The sequence below is a fragment of the Streptomyces ambofaciens ATCC 23877 genome (assembly GCF_001267885.1).
Lineage (GTDB): Bacteria > Actinomycetota > Actinomycetes > Streptomycetales > Streptomycetaceae > Streptomyces > Streptomyces ambofaciens.
In genome coordinates this window covers 5,028,592-5,049,937 of the sequence record NZ_CP012382.1, presented here as the reverse complement: position 1 = coordinate 5,049,937, position 21,346 = coordinate 5,028,592, and the positions used below count along the sequence as shown (strand labels likewise).

At 72.3% G+C, this 21,346-nt stretch carries 19 protein-coding genes; 6 read left to right on the top strand and 13 right to left on the bottom strand.

Annotation, left to right across the window (positions count from 1 at the left end):
• The first annotated feature begins 1 nt into the window (after position 1).
• On the top strand, positions 2-1,006 hold the full coding sequence (locus SAM23877_RS22625) for a MerR family transcriptional regulator (RefSeq protein ID WP_053136254.1): 1,005 nt from the start codon (positions 2-4) through the stop codon (positions 1,004-1,006).
• Positions 1,007-1,158: 152 nt separating this feature from the next.
• Here SAM23877_RS22625 and SAM23877_RS22620 read toward each other — a convergent pair whose 3' ends face one another.
• The 3 genes from SAM23877_RS22620 to SAM23877_RS22610 form a co-directional block, all read right to left on the bottom strand.
• On the bottom strand, positions 1,159-1,749 hold the full coding sequence (locus tag SAM23877_RS22620; RefSeq protein WP_053142760.1) for a TetR/AcrR family transcriptional regulator: 591 nt from the start codon (positions 1,747-1,749) through the stop codon (positions 1,159-1,161).
• Positions 1,750-2,258: 509 nt separating this feature from the next.
• Complete coding sequence (locus SAM23877_RS22615) at positions 2,259-3,074, bottom strand: SDR family oxidoreductase (RefSeq protein ID WP_053136252.1); 816 nt, start codon at positions 3,072-3,074, stop codon at positions 2,259-2,261.
• 149 nt (positions 3,075-3,223) lie between these two features.
• The gene (locus SAM23877_RS22610) at positions 3,224-4,264 is read right to left on the bottom strand and encodes an NAD(P)-dependent alcohol dehydrogenase (protein ID WP_053136249.1); all 1,041 of its coding nucleotides are present in this window, start codon (positions 4,262-4,264) and stop codon (positions 3,224-3,226) included.
• A gap of 183 nt (positions 4,265-4,447) precedes the next feature.
• Here SAM23877_RS22610 and SAM23877_RS22605 point away from each other — a divergent pair, with 183 nt between their 5' ends.
• Entirely contained in the window at positions 4,448-5,323 is an 876-nt protein-coding gene (locus SAM23877_RS22605; protein ID WP_053136246.1) for a helix-turn-helix domain-containing protein, read from the top strand.
• Between the two features lie 15 nt (positions 5,324-5,338).
• Here the strand turns inward: SAM23877_RS22605 and SAM23877_RS22600 are convergent, their stop codons facing one another.
• A complete protein-coding gene (locus SAM23877_RS22600; protein WP_053136243.1) occupies positions 5,339-5,557 on the bottom strand; it encodes a DUF397 domain-containing protein in 219 nt (72 codons plus the stop codon).
• Complete coding sequence (locus SAM23877_RS22595; RefSeq protein ID WP_174532242.1) at positions 5,529-6,392, bottom strand: helix-turn-helix domain-containing protein; 864 nt, start codon at positions 6,390-6,392, stop codon at positions 5,529-5,531. The genes SAM23877_RS22600 and SAM23877_RS22595 overlap by 29 nt, the downstream gene beginning before the upstream one ends.
• 115 nt (positions 6,393-6,507) lie before the next feature.
• On the opposite strand from SAM23877_RS22595, the gene SAM23877_RS40570 reads away from it, so the two are divergent.
• On the top strand, positions 6,508-6,729 hold the full coding sequence (locus SAM23877_RS40570) for a hypothetical protein (RefSeq protein ID WP_053136240.1): 222 nt from the start codon (positions 6,508-6,510) through the stop codon (positions 6,727-6,729).
• Entirely contained in the window at positions 6,726-7,133 is a 408-nt protein-coding gene (locus SAM23877_RS40565; protein WP_053136237.1) for an ATP-binding protein, read from the top strand. The genes SAM23877_RS40570 and SAM23877_RS40565 overlap by 4 nt, the downstream gene beginning before the upstream one ends.
• On the opposite strand, the gene SAM23877_RS22580 is transcribed toward SAM23877_RS40565, so the two are convergent.
• The 4 genes from SAM23877_RS22580 to SAM23877_RS40070 form a co-directional block, all read right to left on the bottom strand.
• Positions 7,097-8,848: an AAA family ATPase gene (locus tag SAM23877_RS22580; protein WP_244902990.1), complete on the bottom strand. Its 1,752-nt coding sequence runs from the start codon at positions 8,846-8,848 to the stop codon at positions 7,097-7,099. The genes SAM23877_RS40565 and SAM23877_RS22580 overlap by 37 nt on opposite strands.
• A 255-nt stretch (positions 8,849-9,103) precedes the next feature.
• Entirely contained in the window at positions 9,104-12,475 is a 3,372-nt protein-coding gene (locus tag SAM23877_RS22575; RefSeq protein WP_053136233.1) for a S8 family peptidase, read from the bottom strand.
• Positions 12,476-12,961: 486 nt separating this feature from the next.
• Positions 12,962-14,206 (bottom strand): L,D-transpeptidase, encoded by a 1,245-nt coding sequence (locus tag SAM23877_RS22570; protein ID WP_053142755.1) that lies wholly within the window; start codon positions 14,204-14,206, stop codon positions 12,962-12,964.
• Between the two features lie 232 nt (positions 14,207-14,438).
• Positions 14,439-14,792 (bottom strand): hypothetical protein, encoded by a 354-nt coding sequence (locus SAM23877_RS40070; protein ID WP_053136229.1) that lies wholly within the window; start codon positions 14,790-14,792, stop codon positions 14,439-14,441.
• A gap of 109 nt (positions 14,793-14,901) precedes the next feature.
• Here SAM23877_RS40070 and SAM23877_RS40065 point away from each other — a divergent pair, with 109 nt between their 5' ends.
• Positions 14,902-15,219 (top strand): hypothetical protein, encoded by a 318-nt coding sequence (locus SAM23877_RS40065; protein WP_162492121.1) that lies wholly within the window; start codon positions 14,902-14,904, stop codon positions 15,217-15,219.
• Positions 15,220-15,332: 113 nt separating this feature from the next.
• On the opposite strand, the gene hutH is transcribed toward SAM23877_RS40065, so the two are convergent.
• The 3 genes from hutH to SAM23877_RS22545 form a co-directional block, all read right to left on the bottom strand.
• The gene (gene hutH / locus SAM23877_RS22555) at positions 15,333-16,901 is read right to left on the bottom strand and encodes a histidine ammonia-lyase (protein WP_053136223.1); all 1,569 of its coding nucleotides are present in this window, start codon (positions 16,899-16,901) and stop codon (positions 15,333-15,335) included.
• A gap of 93 nt (positions 16,902-16,994) precedes the next feature.
• Positions 16,995-18,143 (bottom strand): GGDEF domain-containing protein, encoded by a 1,149-nt coding sequence (locus SAM23877_RS22550; protein WP_053136220.1) that lies wholly within the window; start codon positions 18,141-18,143, stop codon positions 16,995-16,997.
• A gap of 243 nt (positions 18,144-18,386) precedes the next feature.
• Positions 18,387-19,187: an enoyl-CoA hydratase/isomerase family protein gene (locus SAM23877_RS22545; protein ID WP_053136217.1), complete on the bottom strand. Its 801-nt coding sequence runs from the start codon at positions 19,185-19,187 to the stop codon at positions 18,387-18,389.
• A gap of 211 nt (positions 19,188-19,398) precedes the next feature.
• Here SAM23877_RS22545 and SAM23877_RS22540 point away from each other — a divergent pair, with 211 nt between their 5' ends.
• On the top strand, positions 19,399-20,055 hold the full coding sequence (locus SAM23877_RS22540; protein ID WP_053136214.1) for a hypothetical protein: 657 nt from the start codon (positions 19,399-19,401) through the stop codon (positions 20,053-20,055).
• A gap of 32 nt (positions 20,056-20,087) precedes the next feature.
• On the opposite strand, the gene SAM23877_RS22535 is transcribed toward SAM23877_RS22540, so the two are convergent.
• Complete coding sequence (locus SAM23877_RS22535) at positions 20,088-21,230, bottom strand: adenylate/guanylate cyclase domain-containing protein (protein ID WP_053136211.1); 1,143 nt, start codon at positions 21,228-21,230, stop codon at positions 20,088-20,090.
• Between the last annotated feature and the right edge of the window lie 116 nt (positions 21,231-21,346).

Genomic DNA, 21,346 nt, shown 5'->3' with positions numbered 1-21,346 from the left:
GGTGTTGATCGGTGAGGTGGCGCGGCGGTCCGGGGTCAGTGCCCGCATGCTCAGGCACTACGAGTCGCTGGGCCTGATCAGGCCGTCGGGCCGTACCGGCTCCGGCTACCGGGAGTACGCCGTCGAGGACATCCGGCGGATCTTCCACATCGAGAGCCTGCGGTCGCTGGGGCTGTCGCTGCGCGAGATCGGGCGAGCGCTCGACGATCCGGGTTTCACGCCCTCGGCGCTCGTCGACGACCTCATCCGCCAGACCCGCGAACGCATCGCGGCCGAGACCGAGCTGCTGACGCGGCTGAGCCGGATCGGTGCCGTGGAGCCCGCGGGCTGGGAGGACGTCCTCCAGGCCGTCTCGGTCCTCCAGGCCCTGGGGTCGAAGAGCGCCGCCGCCCGCCAGCGTGCGGCCCTCTCCTCGGTCGACGAGGTGCCGGTGCCGGTTGAGGCCCTGGTCGAGGCGGTGCTGAGCGAGACGGACACGAACGTCGCCGGCGCCCTGCGGTGGGCGCTGGCCCGGTCGGGCGGCACCGGCACGGCGCTGCTGGCCGAGGGCCTCGCCTCCCCGGTGGCCGCGGTGCGGGAACGCGCCGTCCAGTGCCTCGCCGAGCTGTCCGGTGAGGACGCCACCGCCCGGCTGCGGGAGGCGCTCGCCCATCCCGACGTCGTGGTCCGCGGCCACGCGGCTCTGGCGCTCGGGACACGCGGAGTCGCCGACGCCGTCCCGACGCTCACCGAGATGGTCGTCAGGGGTCAGAACGACACGGACGCGGCCGACGCGCTGAGCATGCTGGCCGGTGACGGCTCGACGGCGGAGCGGATCGCGGGCGGGCTCGTCGAGCACCTCGCCGACGGCACCACCGACGCGCCCGGACGCGTACGGGTGACCCAGGCGCTGGCGGACATCCCGGGCCCGACGGCTTCACGTGCCCTCGCGGAACTCGTGCACGACGGGGACCGTGCCGTCGCGGTGACCGCGACCTACCTCGTCCGGCTGCGCGGCGCGCGGTGACCCGGCGGGAAGGCGGCCCGCGCCTCCCCCGACGGCCCGCCGCCGGCGCACCGGCCGCAGGGCGGCCCACGGCACGCGAGCACCCGCCCGCGGCGCGGATCCCCGCCCACTGACAGCCGGACGGCCGGACGGCCGCCGAGGCGCCTGCGCGGTCAGCCGGGGAGGCGCAGCCCCGCCACCAGGAGTCCGACCAGCCTCCGGGCGTCGTACCGGGGGTCGTTCTCCGCGCCGATGCAGAGGTTGCCTACGCCGCGCATGAAGGCGATGGCCTCCAGGTCGGTACGGATCTCGCCGGAGGCGGTCGCGGCGTCGAGGAGCCGGGTGCACACGGGCACGAGGCGGTCGAGGAAGTACGCGTGCAGCGTCTCGAAGCCGGCGTTGTCGGACTGCAGCACGGCGGCGAGGCCGTGCTTGGTGACGAGGAAGTCCACGAAGAGGTCGATCCACCGGGCCAGCGCGGCGTACGGGGTCGGGCTGCTCGCCAGGAGCGCCGGGCCGGCCTCGGCGCACGCCTCCACCTGGTGCCGGTAGACGCCGATGATGAGGTCGGCCCGTGTCGGGAAGTGGCGGTAGATCGTGGCCGTCCCCACGCCGGCCCTGGCCGCGATGTCGCGCACCGGAGCCTCCACACCCGACTCGACGAAGACCGCGGCGGCCGCGTCGAGCAGGGTCTCCTGGTTGCGCCGGGCGTCCGCCCGCTTGGGCCGGGCCGCGTGCTCCGCGGCCTCGTCGCCGTCCTTCACCACGCCGTTCCCTCCGCTTCCCGGGCCTGCCGAACGGGACACTGTTCCGTACCGTCAAGCGGGACAGGGTTCCACTTGGCCATGATGCCAGAGCGCGGAGACCGTCACCATCGGGTGCCGCGTCGGTGTGCGCCTGCCGGGGGGCGCTCTGCCGCACGGGCCCCCGGGCACGTGGGGCCCCGGACATTGCGGGCCCTGGACAGGTGGGCCCTGGACAAGTGCGGGCCCTGGACAGGTGCGGGCCCCGGGCACGTGGAAGCCCTGGGGCATGCGGCTTAGCCACGTGAGGCCCCGGGCGCGCTGCCGGCGCAGGGGCAAGAGGGCTCAGACACGTCGGCCCCGGCCACGTAAGGGCCCTGGGCCCTGGGGCCCGGCGCCAACGGGGCCAGGCGACAGCGGGGCCAGGCGACAGCGGGGCCAGGCATCGCCGCCCGGCCACCCCCGCGCCACCCGGCCACCCCCGCGCCACCCGGCCGCCCCCGGCGACGCCGGCGACGCCGGGGCCAGGTTCAGGAGCGGTGCGCGGCAGCCGTCCGCGGCCCGCGTCCCGCACGCTCCGCCAGGAACTCCTCCCACGTCAGCCGCCCCACCAGGGCCCCCTCCAGTGCGAGGTTGGCCCCCGCCCGGTAGGCGCGGCCGGCCTTGCCGGGGATGCGGACCGGCAGGTGCGGACGCCGGCGCCCGCCGTGGACCGCACGGTACGAGCGGGTCAGGGCGGCCAGGTCCAGGACCTCGGGGCCGGTCAGGTCGGGGACCCGGCCGGAGGGGGCCGCGAGGGCCAGCTCGGCGAGGCGGGCGGCGACCTCACGGGAGTCGACCGGCTGGAGGCGCATGCCGCCCGGGACGGGCAGCACCGGCAGCTTCGTCATCTTCTCGATCATCGTCAGGGTCAGCTCGTGGAACTGGGCCGCCCGCAGCACCGTCCACGGGATGCCGGAGTCCGCGATCGCCCGCTCCGAGTCGAGCTTGGTGCGCAGCCACTTCAGCGGCACGCCGTCCGCGCCCACGACCGAGATGTACACGAGGTGCCGCACGTCCGCGCCGGACGCGGCACGCACCAGGGTGCGGGTCGCCTCGTCGTCGCCCTTGGGGCCGCCCGCCAGGTGCAGGACGGTGTGCACGCCGTCGACGGCGGCGTCGACGCCCGCTCCGGTGAGGAGGTCGCCGGTGACGTACGTGACGCCGTCCGCGGCGGGGCGGGGGCGCCGGGTGAGGACCCGCACCTCGTGGCCGGCCGCCCGCAGCAGCGGGACGACGTGGCCGCCCAGGGTGCCCGTGCCGCCGGTGACCAGGAGGGGGGTGGTGGAGGACGAGGGGTACGTCATGGCTGCTCCCGGGGTCTGGCGCCCGGGCGGTCAGGTGCGTGACCTGCCCGCCCGAGGCGTCCGCCGTTGTGTCTACGGCGGTGTGACCCGCGGCGTCGCGGCCGTGTGACAGGAACGGGAAAAAGATTTCTCCCGGGCCGGTCCTCCCGTCAGATCGTCGCCGTGTCGATCACGAAGCGGTACCGCACGTCGCTCGCCTGGACCCGCTCGTACGCCTCGTTGACCTCGGACGCGGCGATCAGCTCGATCTCCGCGCCGATGCCGTGCTCGGCGCAGAAGTCCAGCATCTCCTGGGTCTCGGCGATGCCGCCGATCATGGACCCGGAGAGGGACTTTCCGCCGCCGAGCAGCGCGAACAGGTTGAGGGAGACCGGCTCCTCGGGCGCGCCGACGTTGGCCAGCGTGCCCTCCGTCTTCAGCAGTCCCAGGTAGGCGCCGAGGTCGAGCGGGGCGGAGACCGTGGAGACGATCAGGTCGAAGCTGCCCGCCAGTTCCTCGAAGGTGGCCGGGTCGCTGGTGGCGTAGAAGTGGTCGGCGCCCAGCTTCAGGCCGTCGTCCTTCTTGCGCAGCGACTGCGACAGCACGGTCACCTCGGCGCCCAGGGCGTGCGCGAGCTTGACGGCCATGTGGCCGAGACCGCCCAGGCCGACGACGGCGACCTTCTTGCCGGGGCCCGCGTTCCAGCGCCTGAGCGGCGAGTACGTGGTGATACCGGCGCACAGCAGGGGCGCTGCCTCGTCCAGGGAGATGCCCTCGGGGATGCCGAGGACGAAGTTCTCGTCGACGACGACCTTCTCCGAGTAGCCGCCGTAGGTCGGCTCGCCGTCCTTGCCGATGCCGTTGTACGTCATCACGTTGCCGCCCGTGCAGTACTGCTCGCGGCCGGCCTTGCAGTTCTCGCACTCGCGGCAGGAGTCGACCATGCAGCCGACGCCCACCCGGTCGCCGACGGCGAACTTGGTGACGCCGGGGCCGACCTCGGAGACGATGCCGGCGATCTCGTGGCCGGGGACCATCGGGAAGATGGCCTCGCCCCAGCCCTCCTGCACCTGGTGGATGTCGGAGTGGCAGATGCCGGCGAACTTGATGTCGATCAGGACGTCGTGCTCGCGCACCTCGCGCCGCTCGATGGTGGTCCGCTCCAGCGGAGCCTTGGCGGCGGGTGCGGCGTATGCGGCGACAGTGGTCATGCCGGGTTCTCCGGAATTCCCGAGACGAGGTCTCGTGACAGCGGTCAGGGTGATGCTTCCAGCGTGCCTCGGATCGGGACGTTCACACAGGCCACGCCTTTGCGTACGACCGGCGTGCGTACCACTGGCGGGGACAGGCTCAGGGGCGTACGACCGGGAATACGGGCGGCGATACTGGAGGGCATGGATGGACAGCTGGACCGGCGTGCCGAACTGAGCGAGTTCCTGCGCACCCGGCGGGCCCGGCTGAAGCCGGAGGACGTGGGGCTGCCGTCGTTCGGGCGGCACCGCCGGGTGCCGGGCCTGCGGCGGGAGGAGCTGGCGCAGCTGGCCGGGGTGTCGGTGGCCTACTACACGCGCCTGGAGCAGGGCAACGGGCGGAACGTGTCGGCGGAGGTCCTCGACGCGATCGCCCGCGCGCTCAGGCTGTCCGACGCCGAGCAGGCGCACCTGACGCACCTCGCGAAGCCCCAGCAGCAGCGCAGGCGGGCGGCGGGCGCGCGGGCGCAGCAGCCGGTGCGGGTGGCGCTGCTCCAGCTGCTGGAGTCGATCGAGACGGTGCCGGCGTACGTGACGGGCCGTCGGTCGGAGATCCTCGCCTGGAACCGGATGGCGGCGGCCCTCTTCGGTGACTGGGGCGCGCTGCCGGCCGAGGAGCGGAACTGGGCCCGGCTGGTGTTCCTCAACCCCGACTACCGCGACCTCTTCGTGGACTGGGACCAGAAGGCGTCCGACATGGTCAGCTTCCTGCGCATGGACGCGGGCCGGCACCCGGACGACCCGAGGCTGTCCGCGCTGGTCGGCGAGTTGTCCGTGAAGAGCGAGGAGTTCCGGCGGCGGTGGGCCACGCACGACGTGAAGGAGAAGAGCTACGGCGTCAAGCGGATGCGGCACCCGCTGGTCGGCGACCTGACGCTGTCGTTCGAGACGTTCCGCCTGGTCGACGACGACGAGCAGGCGTTCGTGACGTACCACGCCGAGCCGGGCTCCCCGTCGGCGGAGGCGCTGCGCCTGCTGGCGAGCTGGGGCTCGGACGCGGCGGCTTCGCTGCCGATGTGACGTGGCCGGCCTCGCTCAGTCGATCGGCCCCGCGTCCTTCAGCGCCGCGACAAAGGGCGCCCAGGAGCGGGCGGTGAGGAGGAGGACGGGACCGTCGCCACGAACCTTGGAGTCACGGACGGGGACAATGCCGGGTAGGCCGTCGGCGACCTCGACGCACTCCCCGCCGTCGCCGTTGCTGTGGCTGCTCTTCTTCCAGAGCGCGTCACTCAAGTCGATCCGGTTGCTGACCATTTCGGTAATCCTCTGCCGCCGACTTGATCCTGGCCAGGGACGTCTCCGGTGAGAGTGCGACGGCCCTGAGCCGATCGTATGCCTTGCGGTACTGCTTCACGAGGGCCGGATCGTCGATGGTGTCCCCGCTGTACGACGCCTCGGTGTAGACAAGCGGCGGCGCGTCAGAAAAGGCCATGACCATGATGGAGGCAGCCATCAGAGGATACGCTCCGCACTTCCGCGGAACGATCTGCGGAGTGATCCGGCGCCGCTCGGACAGCTCCACGATCCGGTCGAGCTGGCGAGCCATTTCCACCGGCGGCACGATCGGGTCGAGCAGCAACGACTCGTGCAGAATCGTCCAGTACTCCGGGCTGCCGTGGTCATCCTCGAAGAGAAGGGCGCGGGCCAGCCGGGCCTGCACCTTCTCCTCCACGTGCTCGTCGGAGGCCTGCGGGTGCGCTGCTCGTACGAGGGTCCGCGCGTACGGGGCGGTCTGGAGCAACCCGGGGAAGGTACTGGGTGACCACAACTCGATGGACTCGGCGTACCGCTCCGCCTCCAGTGCCTTCTCGAAGTACGCGGCATGGGGCCCCCGCCGTGCCTTCCGCACATCCTCGCACCGCCGCTCGAAGAACCCGTCCGTCGCCAACGACCGATCCACGTGCCGGGCCAGGTCCAACGGCATGCGCCGCTCCCCGCGTTCGATGTCGCTCAGGTGCGACTTGCCGTAGAAGCTGCCCTCGACCAGCGCCTCCAGGGACAGACCGGCCCGCTCCCGCTGCCATCTCAGCTCCTTGCCGTAGAACGTCGGGACGCTCACCGAGCCGTCGATGTCCTTGCGCTGTGCCATGGCGTTGCCTCTTCCGCACTTCGGGCTGCCGACGCGAGATCCCTTCCACGTTAGGGCGCCACGACTCACTCTGTGAGGACTCCATCACAGAGAGCACACGGAAAGGTGCCCGTACATGCCCCAGCCCTCCCGACCGGACGATGACATGACCCGTTGCGTGGAGGAACTCCGCGCAGCGCTCACCCTGCACGGCATCACCCTGCCCTCACTCCGCGTGGACCTGCCGACCTTCGCTGGGACGTACGGGCCGACCGCTGGGCTTGTGGCGCTCGGGAACTGCAACTCCACTACCGCACGGGCCCTGGCCGCCGTACTCCGTGAGGCGGCTGCCCTGTGACCGTCGAGATCAGCGTGCTCGCCACGCCGAAGGCCGTTCCCGAAGTGCGGCACCTTCTGCGCCGCCACGGCCACGACATCCACCTCTGCGTGAGCGAGTTGCTGACGAATGTCATCGACCACCTCGGCGAGGGCACTCCCGTGACCATCCGCGTGACCGGCACCGGAACGGGCCACACCCGCGTGGAGGTCACCGACCCCGATCCGCGCGCCCTTCCCGTACTGGTCCGGGCGGCCACTGCAACGGACGAGTGCGGACGCGGTCTCGCCCTTCTGGACGCGCTGGCGCTGCGGTGGGGCGTGGAGCAGCGTGCGAACAGCAAGACGGTCTGGTGCGAGCTGGAAGGAGAGCCGCCGCTCAGCGCTGTTCAGGGGCCCGTGACTCCGGCCCGGAGCTCACGATAGGCGGCCGTGATGTCTGCCAGGCGCAGCGTGGTGATGTCCTCCCGGGAAGGCGTGCCGGAACCACCGTGGACCTCGAACACGCGTAGGTCGCGCAGCGCGGCTGCCTTCCGGCACAGCTCGCGGGCGAAGCGGCCGTTGCCCAGCCGGTCGGCCAGCCCGTCGTCGACGACGCTGCCGCAGACGGCGTCCAGCGCGTACATAGCCTCCTCGTCCAGCACATCGCCATGCGTCTCCACGATGCGCCGGGCGATGAGCCCCAACTCGGCCGCGGAGTACGCGGGGAAGTCGACCCTGCCGGTGAAGCGGGAGGCGAGACCGGGGTTGGTGGCCAGTAGTTCGGCGATCTCGTCCGGGTAGCCGGCCAGGACGATGACGAGCCTGTCCCGATCGTCCTCCGCCCGCTTGAGCAAGACCTGCAGCGCCTCCGTGCCGAAGGCGTCGCCCCCGCTGTACCCGCTGTTGCACAGTGCGTAGGCCTCGTCGATGAACAGCACTCCATCGAGGGCCGCGTCGATCATCTTGCTTGTCTTGAGCGCCGTCTCGCCGAGGTGCTGGCCGACCAGGTCCGGACGCTGTGCCTCGACGACCTGTCCCTTCTCCAGGAGGCCGAGACCGGCGAAGACCTTCCCGATGATGCGAGCGACGGTCGTCTTGCCGGTACCCGGCGGACCCGCGAACACAAGGTGCTGCGGGGCCGCGGTGGACGGGAGTCCCTGCTCCGCGCGGAGGGTGGACATGCGCAGTTGAGCGGTCAGAGCGCGTACTTGGCGCTTGACCGGGTCGAGTCCCACCATGTCGTCCAGCAGGGACAGGGCGTCGGCCAGAGTGTCTTCTCTCGTCGGCGAGCCGTCTGATTCACGATTCGGCGTGGTGGGGGCAGGAGAAGCTTCGGCCGGTGGCCGCGAGGGTGGGGCGGGTACGGCGATCGCTTCGGGGGCGGATGTCGCGACTCCCGCCCTGTTGGCCACGTCGAGCAGACCCGGGGAGCATCGATACGCGTACTGGAAGTGGCGCAACGCCTCTTCGGACCGGCCCAGCCCCTCCGCGGCGAGGCCCCGCACGAAGGCCACCTCTCCGTCGAACCTGCCCTCGGCTTCAAAGCGTTGAGGCAGCGGGGCGAGCACGTTCAGTGCTTCGTGGTGGACGCCCTGCTCCACCAGCGCCCGCGCCACATAGAGCTGCGACTCGTCGCGCAGGAAGCCGTCAGTGATCGACTGGGAAAAGGTGAGGACAAGCGGCCAGTCCCTTCTCAGGAAGGCGTACCTGGCACAGATGAACCGGGTTTCGTCACAGTCCAGGTAGGCGCGTTCGAGTGACAGCCATGCCTCGTCCAGCCGCCTCTCGGTCAAAAGCCGGGCCATTACGGCGAGCCAGAGGTCACGCTGCGTCCGGAGCCGGAAGGTGACATGGAAGCCCAGATCGAAGCGAGACTCCAGCGGGCGGCCCAGTTTCCCGCGCAAGGCTCCGAACGTCGCCATGTTGCGGGCCATCATGTCGACCGCCTCGGATTGGCGGTAGCCCATGGCGTGCAGTCCCAGCCATGCGTCGGCGGCCGACCGGTCGTGCCGCACAGCCATGTCGAACAAATGTGCAGCCTGGTCCTTGCGACCCCGCTGGAGACATGCCATCGCCTCCAACCAAGCCCGTTCGCACTTCTTGGCGGAAAGCCAGGACGCGGAACTCCCCGACACGCCTCTCCCCTCGACGACGGCCATGCGACTGAGCCGACGGTACGGTGATCCATTCTTCCACGCAGACGGGTCCAGAGGCCGGGTACGTGCCTGATGGACTGGATGTCGTGGTCGTCGGCGCCTCGGAGCCGTACACGAAGCCCGCCATGACGGGATGGCCGTTCGAGGTGTGGAGGGGTCGGCCAGGCCAGGTGAGCACGGAACCCTCGCATAAGCCGATCCGACACAGTAGCCTGCCCGGCGCCATCGGGCTCCGGGCAGGCTGTTCACATGTGCGGTCTACTTGCCGTAATACGCGTCGTAGACCGAGATCACCGACTCGTTGGACTTCTTGTCGACGATCTTGGCGCGGAAGGAGAGGGACTTCCCCTTCGACGGGTTCTTGACGCTGATCTTCCCCTTCTTCACGGTGACCTTCTTCCAGGTCTTGCCGTGGTCGTACGACACGTGGACCGTCAGGGACTTGAGGTTGCGGCCGGCGGCCGCGCCCTCGACGGTGACCGGGACGGTGGCCTGCTTGCCAGCCGCGACCTTGCTGTCGAGGCCGGTGGCCGCGGCGAAGCGGGCGGTGGACGCGGGCAGCTCGGTGAGGCGGGAGGTCTTCTTGGAGCGGAACGTCCAGCTCGCGTCGATGCGGCTGGAGGCCGCGGCGACCTTGGCGGAGCGCTTGACGGACGTCGTCAGCCGGTACCGGGCGTCACCCGAGGGGACCTTGAACTCGCCCTCGCCGAACAGCGGGTCCTGGTGGGAGCCGACCTTGGTGCCGTTGCGGTAGAGGGTGGTGGCGACCGACGTGAAGACCGAGGAGCCCGCGTGGCCCTTGCCGTCGGCGAAGAGCGGGAGCATCCCGGTGATGGCGTTGCCGTCGCGGAACAGGCCCGCGTCCGTGGTGAGGCGCGGAGCGAACACGGCGGTGTTGAAGGTCGTCGCGTAGCTCTTGCCCGCCTTGTAGCGCTGGGCGCCGTCGGACAGGTAGCCGGCCTCCACGACCGGGAATCCGTCGGCGTCCCGGCCTCCGTACTGCTCGAAGCCGAGGTCCCAGGTCACGCCGCTGCCGGTGGACAGGTGCAGGGTGCGGGTGCCGGGCAGGGTCTGCTCGATGCCGAGCGAGGAGCCGCCCGTGCCGCCGGGCAGCCAGCCGGTCGCGGAGACGGCTCCCTTCTTGCCGCTCGCGGAGGCGCCGAGGCCGGCCTTGAGGGTGGCCAGCTCGCCGCTCTTGTAGTGCCGGGTGTAACCGGTGGCGAGCTGCTGGACCTTGCCGCCGGTGACGGTGTCGTACTGCTCCTTGGCGCCCTTGGTCCAGTGCGCGTCCCACTGCTGGCTGAGCGTGCCGTCGGTGGTGCGCGGGCCGAGGTGCTTGGTGCGCAGACCCTCGTAGGAGTCCAGCCACCATCCGTAGCTGTACGTGTTGCCGGCCGCCTCCACGGTGTAGTCCGCCGACACGGACGCGGACTTCGCCGCCTTGTCCGGCGCGGTGATCTTCACGGGCCGGGCGGTGCGGGCGTCCAGGGTGACGGTGGTGTTCTTCGCGACGTTCAGCTTCGGCTGGGCGATCCAGTCGGCGCCCTTCCACACCTCCGGGTCACCGCTCACGCGGATCGAGGAGTTGAGGATGTAACCGCCCTTGGGCACCCGGACGGTGACGGTGCCGTCGGCCTCGTACGGCGTGAACCAGGTGTCCGTGGCGAGGCCCGAGACCCCGGTCAGGTCGGTCTCGTAGTGCGCGGTGGGCCGGCCGTCGCGGCCGAGCGCCTTCAGGGTGACGTCGTACGACTCCACCTCGCGTTCCACGGTGGCGGCGGAGCGGACGGTCTGCCCGCCGCCGGTCGCCGTGACGTACGCCGAGTAGGCGCCGTCGACCGTGCCGCCCAGCTTCGTGTCGGCGGTGAGGTCCACCGAGGCCTTACCGCCCGCCGGGACGGTGACCGAGCCGGCGCCCAGCTTGAAGAAGCCGGCGGGAGCCGCCTTGCCCTGGGGGCCGGTGGCGGTCGACGTCAGCTTCAGCGTGACGGCCTCGGTGCCGAGGTTGCGGTAGGTCAGCCGCTTGGTGACCGGCTTGTCGTCGGTGTGCGGCCACTGCTGGGTGCCGAAGGTGAGCGACACCGGGTCGGCGATCACGGTCTGCGTGGCCGCCTTGTCGACCTGGATGCGGCCCGAGCCCTGCTGGAAGGGCGTGTACGTGCCGCCCTTCGCCGACCCCGTCAGCGCGCCCTTCAGCTCGGCGTACGTCCAGTCGGGGTGCTGCTGCTTCAGGAGGGCCGCGGCGCCCGCGACGTGCGGGGTCGCCATCGACGTACCGGAGATGGTGACGTATCCGGCGGGCTTCTCGCCCTCCTCCCGGGCGATGAGGCTGCCCTTGGCGGAGGCGGCGGTGATGTCGACGCCGGGGGCCGTCACGTCGGGCTTGACCGCGCCGTCCAGGCCGGGGCCGGTGCTGGAGAAAGAGGCGAGCCGGTCCTTGTCGTCGACCGCGCCGACGGTGAGGGCCGCCGCGGCGCTGCCCGGGGAGCCGACGGTCCGGTCGCCGAACTCGCCCTCGTTGCCGGCGGCGATGGCGAAGAGGATGCCCTTCTCCTCGGAGAGCCTGTTGACCTGCGCTTCCAGCGGGTCGATCTCCGGGGTGTCGCCGCCGCCGAGGCTGAGGTTGACGATGTCGGCGCCCTGGTCGGCGGCCCACTCCATGCCGGCGAGGATGCCGGAGTCGTCGCCGAAGCCGTCGTCGCTGAGCACCTTGCCGTTGAGCAGCTCGGCTCCCGGGGCCACGCCCTTGTACTTCGCGCCCGCCTTGGCTCCGGTGCCGGCGGCGATGGAGGCGACGTGGGTGCCGTGGCCGTACTTGTCGGTGGCGTCGGGCGAGACGGAGAAGTTCTTCGACGCGACGACCTGCTTCTTCAGGTCGGGGTGGGTGGTGTCGACGCCGGTGTCCAGGACGGCGATCCGCACGCCCTTGCCGTCGTAGCCGGACGCCCAGGCCTTCGGGGCGCCGATCTGCGGGACGGACTTGTCGAGGCTGGCCCTGCGGACGCCGTCGAGCCACACGTGCGCGATGCCGGCGGCCGTCTTCTCGCCGTCGGTCACCGCCTCCCACAGCTCGGGCGCGTCCTCGTGCGGGGTCTGCACGGCGTCGGCGTTCAGGGACGTCAGCGTGCGGCGCAGGGTGCCCGCGTCGCGGACGTCGGCCTTGGTGGCCCCGGCGGTGCCCCGGTAGCCGACGATGACCTTCAGGCCGTTCCGCTGGGCCTTGCGGGTGGCGGCCCTGCTCAGTTCGGTGACGTCGAAGAGGCGCCGGTCCAGCTTGCCGTCGGCGACCAGGCGGGCCGCGTCGGCCGGGACGACGAGGGTGTGCCCGCCGGCCCTGCGGATCTGGACGGGTATGTGCTCCCGGCCCTCGGCCCGTTCCAGACCGACGACGCGGCCCTTGGCGTCGACGACGACCCGGTCGCCGGTGATCAGCGTGACGCGGTGCCTGGCCGCGCCGGAGGCGGCCGGTGCGGCACCGGCCCGCGCCGGGGCCGCCGTCCGCGTCCCGTCCTCGGAGGCCGCCGTCCGTTCCCCGGCCGCCCCGGCCGGGCTGGTCAGGCCCGCCGTGAGAGCGACGGCCGCCGCCGTGGCGACGGTGGCCGCGCCGGCCCTTTTCACATGTCTGCGCAACGTTCCCCCTTGCGGAAGTACCGGGAGAATTCCCCGTTCACCCGGCCGGGGGCGGTCTCGCACGCGCGTGCTCCCCCGGAACTCGGAGTATGCCGAGGGGAGATCATCCGCTCAACGGTTCCACGGAAGGTGCGCAAACCGTCGGGCCGTCGTAACGGGGCCGCGCGAAGTCCGTTACCAGACCTACGGGTTGGCGCGGGGCGGGGACTACGCCCTCGCCCTCTGCGTCACCGTGAGGTCCCTGCACGCCGAGCGGGACGAGCGCGGTCTCCACGTGCCGTCGAGGACGGCCGCGCCGGAGCCGGGCCGGTCCGGCGCGCCCAGCGTCTGCGGGAGCGTGGACCTGCCGCCGCCGGTGGCGAGGGGAGGGTGAGAAGCCGGAGACGCCGGACGCCCGCCGCCCCCGGTGAGGGGGGCGACGGGCGCCCGGCCGAAGTCGCGGATGACCGCGGGTCGTTCGGCGTCACACTGCCGGACCTCCGTCCGTCAGACCGCCGAACCCGCCTTCCACTGGGCCCAGTCCATGTTCCAGCCGTTGAGGCCGTTGTCCGGGGCGATGGTCTTGTCGCCGGTGTTCTGGACGACGACCACGTCACCGACGATGGAGTTGTCGTAGAACCAGGCGCCCGGCGTGTTCGGGTCGTCGGCACCCTTGGCGTCGGCCAGGCCCACGCAGCCGTGGCTGGTGTTGGCGCTGCCGAAGATGCCCTTGCCCCAGTAGTTGCCGTGGATGAAGGTGCCGGAGGTGCTCAGGCGCATGGCGTGGGGCACGTCCTTGATGTCGTACTCGCCCTTGCCGTCGTCGTCGGTGAAGCCGACCGTCGATCCGTCCATCCGGGTCTCCTTGTACTTCTCGGAGATCACCATCTGACCTTCGTAGGTCTTGTTCTCCGGCGAGCCCGCGGAGATCGGGATCGTCTTGACGGTCTTGCCGTCCTGCGTGACCTTCATCTGCTTGGTCTTCGCGTCGACGTACGAGACCTGGTTGCGGCCGATCTTGAAGCTGACCGTCTTCTGCTGGACGCCGTAGACGCCCTCGGCGCCCTCGACACCGTCGAGCGCCAGCTTGAGGGTGACGGTCGCGCCCTCCTGCCAGTAGTCCTCGGGGCGGCAGTCCATGCGCTGGGTGCTGAACCAGTGGCAGGCGACTTCCTGGCCGCTGGTGGTGTTGACCGTGATGCCCTTCTGGACGGCGGCCTTGTCGGTGATCTCCTTGTCGAAGTTGATCGACACGGGCATGCCGACACCGACGGTCTTGCCGTCGTCCGGGGTGAAGGTGCCGATGAAGCTGTTCTTCGGGGAGACCGTGGTGAACGACGCGTTCTCGTGGGCGGCGCGGCCCTCGGAGTCCTGCGCGGTCGCCGTCAGCTTGTAGGTGGTGGCCCGCTCCAGCTGGCCGGTGGGCTTCCAGCTGGTCTTGTCCGACGATATCTGGCCGCTGACCTCGGTGCCGTCGGTGGCGGTCATCTTCACCTCGGTGAGCGTTCCCTTGCTCACGGTGACGCCGGCCGAGTTGTTGATGGAGGCGTTGTCCGAGCCGTCGTCGGGGGTGATCTTGATCTGTGCCTCGGACGACTCCTTGGCCGCGGCCGCGTCGGCCTCCGCCTGCGAGGTCCTGTCCCCACCACCGGAGGTCTCGGCGTCGCTACCGGAACATGCCGAGAGCACCAACACACCGCCGAGCAGTGCGGACGCGGCCGCCAGGCCCTTGCGCCGCTTACCGTCCGTCATCACACGCTTCTCCATCGTTGCCGATTCCGGAAACCCCGAGATTCCCCGTCAGAACTTCCAACGCTACGACCGGTTCGTCCCGTTCCACATCGCTGCCCGGTGTGGGGCATGCCACGTTTCCGCGGAGGCGGACGCTGACGTGCGACGGGAGGCGGGCCGGTGCGCGCCCCCTGAGACGACGAAACCCCGGGCGGTGGTTGCCGCCCGGGGTCACGAGTTTCCCCACACCGCGTCAGCCGACCGTCATTTCCTCGTCTTCCGGGTCGTTCTCGTCGCCATCATCCTCGCCGAGGTCCCACTCGGACGAATCGGGGTCGTAGTCGATCAGTTCACTGCTCCAGGAGGCCTGCTGGAGCTCCACCCCGGGCACCGCGCTGACCAGGTCGAACGGGTCGACGATGTGGGCCAGGGCCTCGGCGGCGTCCTCCGCCACGGCGCGCTCCGCCTGCGCGCGCTCCGCGTCGGGCAGGTCGGCGTCGTCGGTGAGTGCCTGGAGCGCGGCCCCCGTGACGGCCTCGTCGTCGTCGACCGCGAGGACGAGGTCGACGCGAATCCGTACAAAACGTGATGTCTCTGGAGTGCTCATGTCCGGAGCGTAAGGCCGGCCCCTCCCGTGACTTTCCCGTGACCCGCGCCTTTCACTAACATCTGCCCACACGGCCAATTCGCCAGCGCCACAAGGGGATCGATATTCCGTGTCATCCGCTCGCCGTCCGTTGCTGACCGCCGCCGCCGCGGGCGGCCTGCTGTGTGCCCTGTGGTTCGTCCCGTCCGCGAACGCGACACCCGACACACGGGTGCTCCAGTCCGCCGCCGCGACCCCGTCTCCGCAGGTCACCGAGCAGGCCAGAGCCGTATCCACGGGTACGGCGGCCTCCGGCGAGGGCACCACCCGCCTGGCCGACACCGGCAGCTTCGACAGCACTCCGTACGTCGTCGGCGGCGCCCTCTGCCTCGGTCTCGGGGCCGGCTTCGTCGGCTACTCGGTACGCCGGGAACGCCTCGATTTTTGAGAGAACTTGACGTTCTTTTGGCAATCTTGACCGTTCGGAGGCGGTGAGTCCGCCGGAAGGACACGCGGAGGGGCCCCGTCCTCCCGACGGGGCCCCTCCGGCGTCCGGCTCCGCTAGCGCAGCGGCCCGGTGACCGTCTCCGCCGCCCTGACCAGGTGTCCGCCACGCACGAAGGCGTCCGCCGCGGCGAGATCCGGGGCCAGGTACCGGTCCGGCCCGGGGCCCTCGACGCCGGCCGCCCGTACGGCGTCGATCACGGCCTGCGAGGCGGGCGCCGGGGTGAGGCCCTCGCGGAGCTGGATCGCGCGGGTGGCGGCGTACAGCTCGACGGCGATCACCCGGGTCAGGTTGTCGACGGCCGTACGCAGCTTGCGCGCCGCCGACCAGCCCATCGACACGTGGTCCTCCTGCATCGCGGAGGAGGGGATCGAGTCCGCCGAGGCCGGTACGGCCAGCCGCTTCAACTCGCTGACCAGGGCGGCCTGCGTGTACTGGGCGATCATCAGGCCGGAGTCGACGCCGGCGTCGTCGGCGAGGAACGGCGGCAGGCCGTGGCTGCGGTTCTTGTCCAGCAGCCGGTCGGTGCGCCGCTCCGCGATGGAGCCGAGGTCGGCGACGGCGACGGCGAGGAAGTCGAGGACGTAGGCGACCGGGGCACCGTGGAAGTTGCCGTTGGACTCCACGCGCCCTCCCCCAGTGCCGAAAGCCTGGGAGGTACCCCCAGGCAGAACCACCGGGTTGTCCACGGCCGCCGCCAGCTCACGCTCGGCGACCAGGCCCGCGTGGGCCATCGTGTCGCGTCCGGCACCGGCGACCTGCGGGGCGCAGCGCACCGAGTAGGCGTCCTGGACGCGCGGGGCGTCGTCCTGGTGGTGCCCGGTCAGGCCGGACCCCCTGAGCACGGCGAGCATGTTGGCGGCGCTGGCGGCCTGCCCGGGGTGCGGGCGGATGGCGTGCAGCTCGGGGGCGAGCACGCGGTCGGTGCCGAGCAGGGCCTCCAAGGTCAGGGCGGCGGTGATGTCGGCGGACTTGTAGAGGGTGTCGAGGTCGGCGAGGGCCATGACCAGCATGCCGAGCATGCCGTCGGTGCCGTTGAGCAGGGCGAGGCCCTCCTTCTCGCGCAGCTCGACGGGGGCGATGCCGTGCTCGGCGAGCAGCTCACCGGCCGGCCGCACGGTGCCGTCGGGGCCCTCGGCGTCCCCCTCCCCCATGAGGGCGAGCGCGCAGTGCGACAGCGGGGCGAGGTCGCCGGAGCAGCCGAGGGAGCCGTACTCGTGCACGACGGGGGTGATCCCGGCGTTGAGCACGTCGGCCATGGTCTGCGCCACCTCGGGCCGGACGCCGGTGTGCCCGGAGCAGACGGTCTTCAGCCGCAGGAACATCAGCGCGCGGACCACCTCGCGCTCGACGCGCGGACCCATTCCGGCGGCGTGCGAGCGCACGATGTTGCGCTGTAGCCGGGCCCGCAGGTCCGGGCTGATGTGCCGGGTCGCCAGGGCGCCGAAACCGGTGCTCACGCCGTACACGGGGTCCGGCTTGGCGGCCAGCGCGTCCACGATCCCGCGGGCCGCCGCCAGGGCGGCCACCGCCTCGTCGGAGAGCTCGACCCGGGCGCCGGCGCGCGCCACGGCGAGGACGTCGGACGCGGTGACTCCGGAGGTCCCCACCATCACACTGTGCATATCCATATTCAGGAGCGTACGCACTGAATTCGATGATGTCACGAGGGGGTACGTCACCAGCGGGCACCGGTTGCACCCCTTACCGTGCCCGCCTCACGGCGAGTGCCGGCCGCGGAACCGTCTGCGCTCGCCGTCCTCCTCCCGGGACGGCTCGTCCGCAAGCCGGACCACGGGGTCGTCGGGCCCCTCGCGGCCGGCGACGACCGGTCCCGCCGACCGTTCGGCCTTGGCGCGGTACTGGGCGGCGTCCGCGAGCCGGAACAGCCGACGGGCGGAACGCACGGGCCCCACGGGGTCCTCCGTGGACGCGACCCCGCAGGCCACGCCCTCGCCGAGCTCCAGCTCGCCCGCCCGGCGGCACAGCTCCTCGGCCGCCTTGACCACGGCGTCGGCGGCCGGTCCGACCGCGAGCAGGCAGAACTCGTCCCCGCCGAGCCGCGCGGCGAGCGCGCCCGGCAGCATCGCCCCGCACAGCGACAGGACCGACCCGAAGCGCTCCAGGAGCCGGTCGCCGGCGGCGTGTCCGTGCGTGTCGTTCACCTGCTTGAGACCGTTCAGGTCGCACACGACGAGACTGACGACCACGTCGTCCCTGCGGTGCCGCTCGACGGCCTCGTCCAGTGCGGAGTCGACGGCGCGGCGATTGGCCAGACCGGTGAGCGCGTCGGTGTAGGCCAGCCGCCGGACCTCCTCCAGCCGTTCGGTCTGGGCTATCCCGGCGGCGACGACCGAGGCCAGCACGGTGGCGAAGTCGGCGTCGGCCCGCTCGAAGACCCGCTCACCGACCGGGCGGGCGACGTACAGCTCACCCCAGGCCCGGCCGTGCAGCACGATGGGCGCGACCACGCAGCAGCCGCGCCCCCGGCGGCGCAGGGCGGCGACGCGCTGATGGACGTAGCCCGGACGCCCGGCGGCGGGCCCCTCGGCCGTCTCGACCCAGGCGTCGGGCTCCCCGCCGCCGGCCCAGCGCTCGTGCAGGAACTCGGTGATCTCCGCGAACTGGTGCACCGGATAGGACTCGTCCTCCGGGAACTCCTCCTCGCCCTCGGCCCGCCGGCCGACGTTCACCAGGACCCGGAGCCGGCCCAGCTCGCGCTCCCACACGGACAGCGCGGCGAAGCTGCCGCCCAGCGCCAGGCACGCGCCGAGGGCAGCCGCCCGCCACGCCTCGCGCGAGCCCTGCGCGGCGGCCATCCCCTGCGCCAGCGCCACGACGGCCGCGAGCCGCCTGTCCTCACCCATCACTCCAGGCTAGGGAGATTCAGGGAGAAACGTCACTCAAGCAGGGCGAAAGGGTCGCCGGACCGGGTCCCTCGTCCGGCGCCCCGGCGAGGAACGCGGGGCCGGAGGTTCCGGGACCCCTCACGGTCCCTCCCGGATCACTCCCGGCCGCTCCAGCGCCGCCCGCGGGCCCTTCCCGCTTCACTCCCGGCGACTCCCGACCCTTCCCGCGCCACTCCCGGCGGCTCCCGCGTCACTCCCGCGTCACTCCCCGGGCCACCGCGGGGCCCGCTTCTCGTTGAACGCCGCGACCCCCTCGGCCCGGTCCCCCGAGAACGCCACCGACCGCCACGCCGCGTCCTCGACCTCGAGGCCGGCCCGCAGGTCCAGCCCGTGCCCGAGCCGCAGCGCCCGCTTGGCCGCCCGCAGCCCCACCGGCGAGTTGGCGGCCATCCGGGCGGCGAGCTCCAGCGCCTCCTCCCGGTCGCGCCCCTCGTCCACCAGCTGGTCCACCAGTCCCAGCTCACGCGCCTCCGCGGCCTCCACCCGCCGCGCCGTGAACACCAGCTCGGCCGCCCGCGCCGCACCCACCCGGCGCGGTAGCAGCTGCGTACCGCCGCCGCCCGGAATCACCCCGACCGACACCTCGGGCAGCCCGACCACCGCCGTGGGGTCGGCCACGATCACGTCGCAGGACAGCGCCAGCTCGAACCCGCCGCCCAGCGCGAACCCGTGCACGGCCGCGACCGTCGGCACCGGGAGTTCCAGCACCGCGGTGTAGGCACCGCGCGTCACCGGCCGCTGGCGCAGCAGGTCGGCGTCGGAGAAGGAGTTGCGCTCCTTGAGGTCGGCCCCGACGCAGAACGCCCGTTCGTGCGTCGAGGTCAGCACCACCACCCGCACGCCCCGGTCCTCGCCCAGCGCCGCACACGCCGCGCCGATGGACCGGGCCATGGCGGTCGAGACGGCGTTCATGGCCTTCGGCCGGTCGAGCGCGAGCTCCGCGACATGTCCGTCCCCGTGCCGCCGCACCAGGACGAACTCTCCGAACCGCTCCTCGCTCATGACACCCTCCGGTTAACGCGGGTTAACAACTGGACCGCCCGATCATCGCAGGCGGACCGGCACGGCGAAAGGCCGGGCGCGCCCGCTTCCCACGGCACCCCGCTTACCCGTTCGAGTGACATCAGGCCGACCGGCCCGCCCCCGCCGACGGCAGCACGTAGCGTCGCCCCGCCACGACGCGACGGGGGCGCGTGCGCACCGGGGAGGGAACATGACGACGACCGGCACGGCGACGGATCAGCGGTACCGACGAAGCCGCCGCGGCAGGCACCGCCGGCCCCGCCCGCGCGGGGCGGTGGTCGCGGCCGGCGGCCTGGCCCTCGCGGCCGGCACCCTGGGCCTCGTACGCCTGCTGGCCGAGCCCGGCGGGGACGACGTGCACGGGTCCGGTGCCCAGGCCGGGCCTCACGCGGAGGCGGACCGCGGCCGGGCCACCGCGGCGGGCCGGACGGCTCCCGCCGCGAGCACCGCCGGTCCGCCCCGGGTGAGCCCGTCGGCGACCTCGGCCATGGGCGGCCTCGGCGCCTCCCCGGGGCCGGGGCTCATACCGGGCCCGGCCGGGGGCACGCCCTCCGCCGCGCTCCCCTCCCCGACGACCGCCACGGACGCCCCGGCCCCACCGGGCACCGCGGACGTCCCAGGCACCTCGGGCACCTCGGGTGCGAACGAAGCGGGCCCGCCCCCGCAGGCGCCGCCCCCGCGGTCCTCGCCGCCACCGCGGCCCGGGACGCCCGCCCCGCGCCCCACGCCGGTCCCGCCGCCCGGCCGCGGTACGCCGTCGGCGCCCGCACCGGAGCACGACGGCCCGGACGGTCTGTGCGTGCCGGTCATCGGCCTGTGCGTGGACCTGCTGGACAGCAACGGCTGACGGGCCCGAGCACAGGCCGCCCCTCCCCGCCGTCAGGACTCCCCGTCGTCGCCCCGCCGGGTGAGCAGCCACGGCTCGACCACGCCGAGGCCGCGGACCGGTCGCTGCCACATCGGCTGGAGCGCGAAGCGGTACGTCGGCGGCGCCTCGCCCTCCTTCTCGGCGGCGGCGGCCTCCTCGGCCGCCACGGCCTCCGACTCCGGGGCGTCCCGCGTACGGATCAGCTCCTCCGCGAGGGCCGAGTCGACGAGGACGGCGTCCCGGGGAGCTATCGACGTGAGCCGGGAGGCGAGGTTGACGGTCGTACCGAAGACATCGCCCATCCGGGTGGTCACCGTGCCGAAGGCGATGCCCACGCGCAGCTCCGGCATGGTCTCGTCGTTGGCCATCGTCTCGACGAGGAGCAGCGCGATCTCGGCGGCCGTACCGGCGTCGTCGGCCGCGTAGAGCACCTCGTCGCCGAGGGTCTTGATCAGCCGTCCGCCGCGTGCGGCGACCAGGTCGGCGGCGGTGGTCTCGAAGGCCTCGACCAGCTCGCCGAGTTCCTCCTCCTCCATCCGGCGGGTCAGCCGGGTGAAGCCGACCAGGTCCGCGAAGCCCACCGCGAGACGCCGGTCGACCATCTCCTCGTCGTCACCGGCCTGCACGACCCGGCCGGCCGAGGCGGCGAGCTGGCGCCGCCACACGTAGACGAGGAACTCCTGGAGCTCGGGCAGGAGCAGCTCGACGATGGGGTACGTCACCTCGGTGCGCGTCATCCCCGGCTCCGGCGGCTCGGTCAGCCCTTCCAGGAAGGAGTCGATCTGCCACTCGGCCAACCGGGCGGTGGTCTGTCCCGTGGACCGGGCCACCTGCACCGCCATGGCCTCGCTGAGCAGCCCCGCCTCCACCAGACCGGCCAGCCGCCGCAGCGCGAGGACATCCGCCTCGGTGAGCGCCTTGGCCTGGCCGATGTCGGCGAAGCCCATGGCCCGCCAGAAACGGGACGCCAGCTCCATGGAGACGCCCGCGCTGCGTGCGGCCTGGAAGGGGGTGTAGCGGCGCTCGGCGCCCAGGATGAGCCCTTCCAGGCGCAGCGCGAGCGGGTCCTCGCCGGAGTCGGCGGAGTCCGGGTCGGGCTCGGGGTCCACCCGGCCGTCCCCGTCCGCGCCGGAGCCCGTGTCGTCGACGGTCACGCCTGCTGCCCTTCCGATCTGCCGCGGTCAGGTTCGACCGGCCCCAACTTTACGTCAGGTGTGCCCCAGCTCACTCCGTCACGCGGAGCCCGCGGTGGCACCCCGGCACCGCCGGG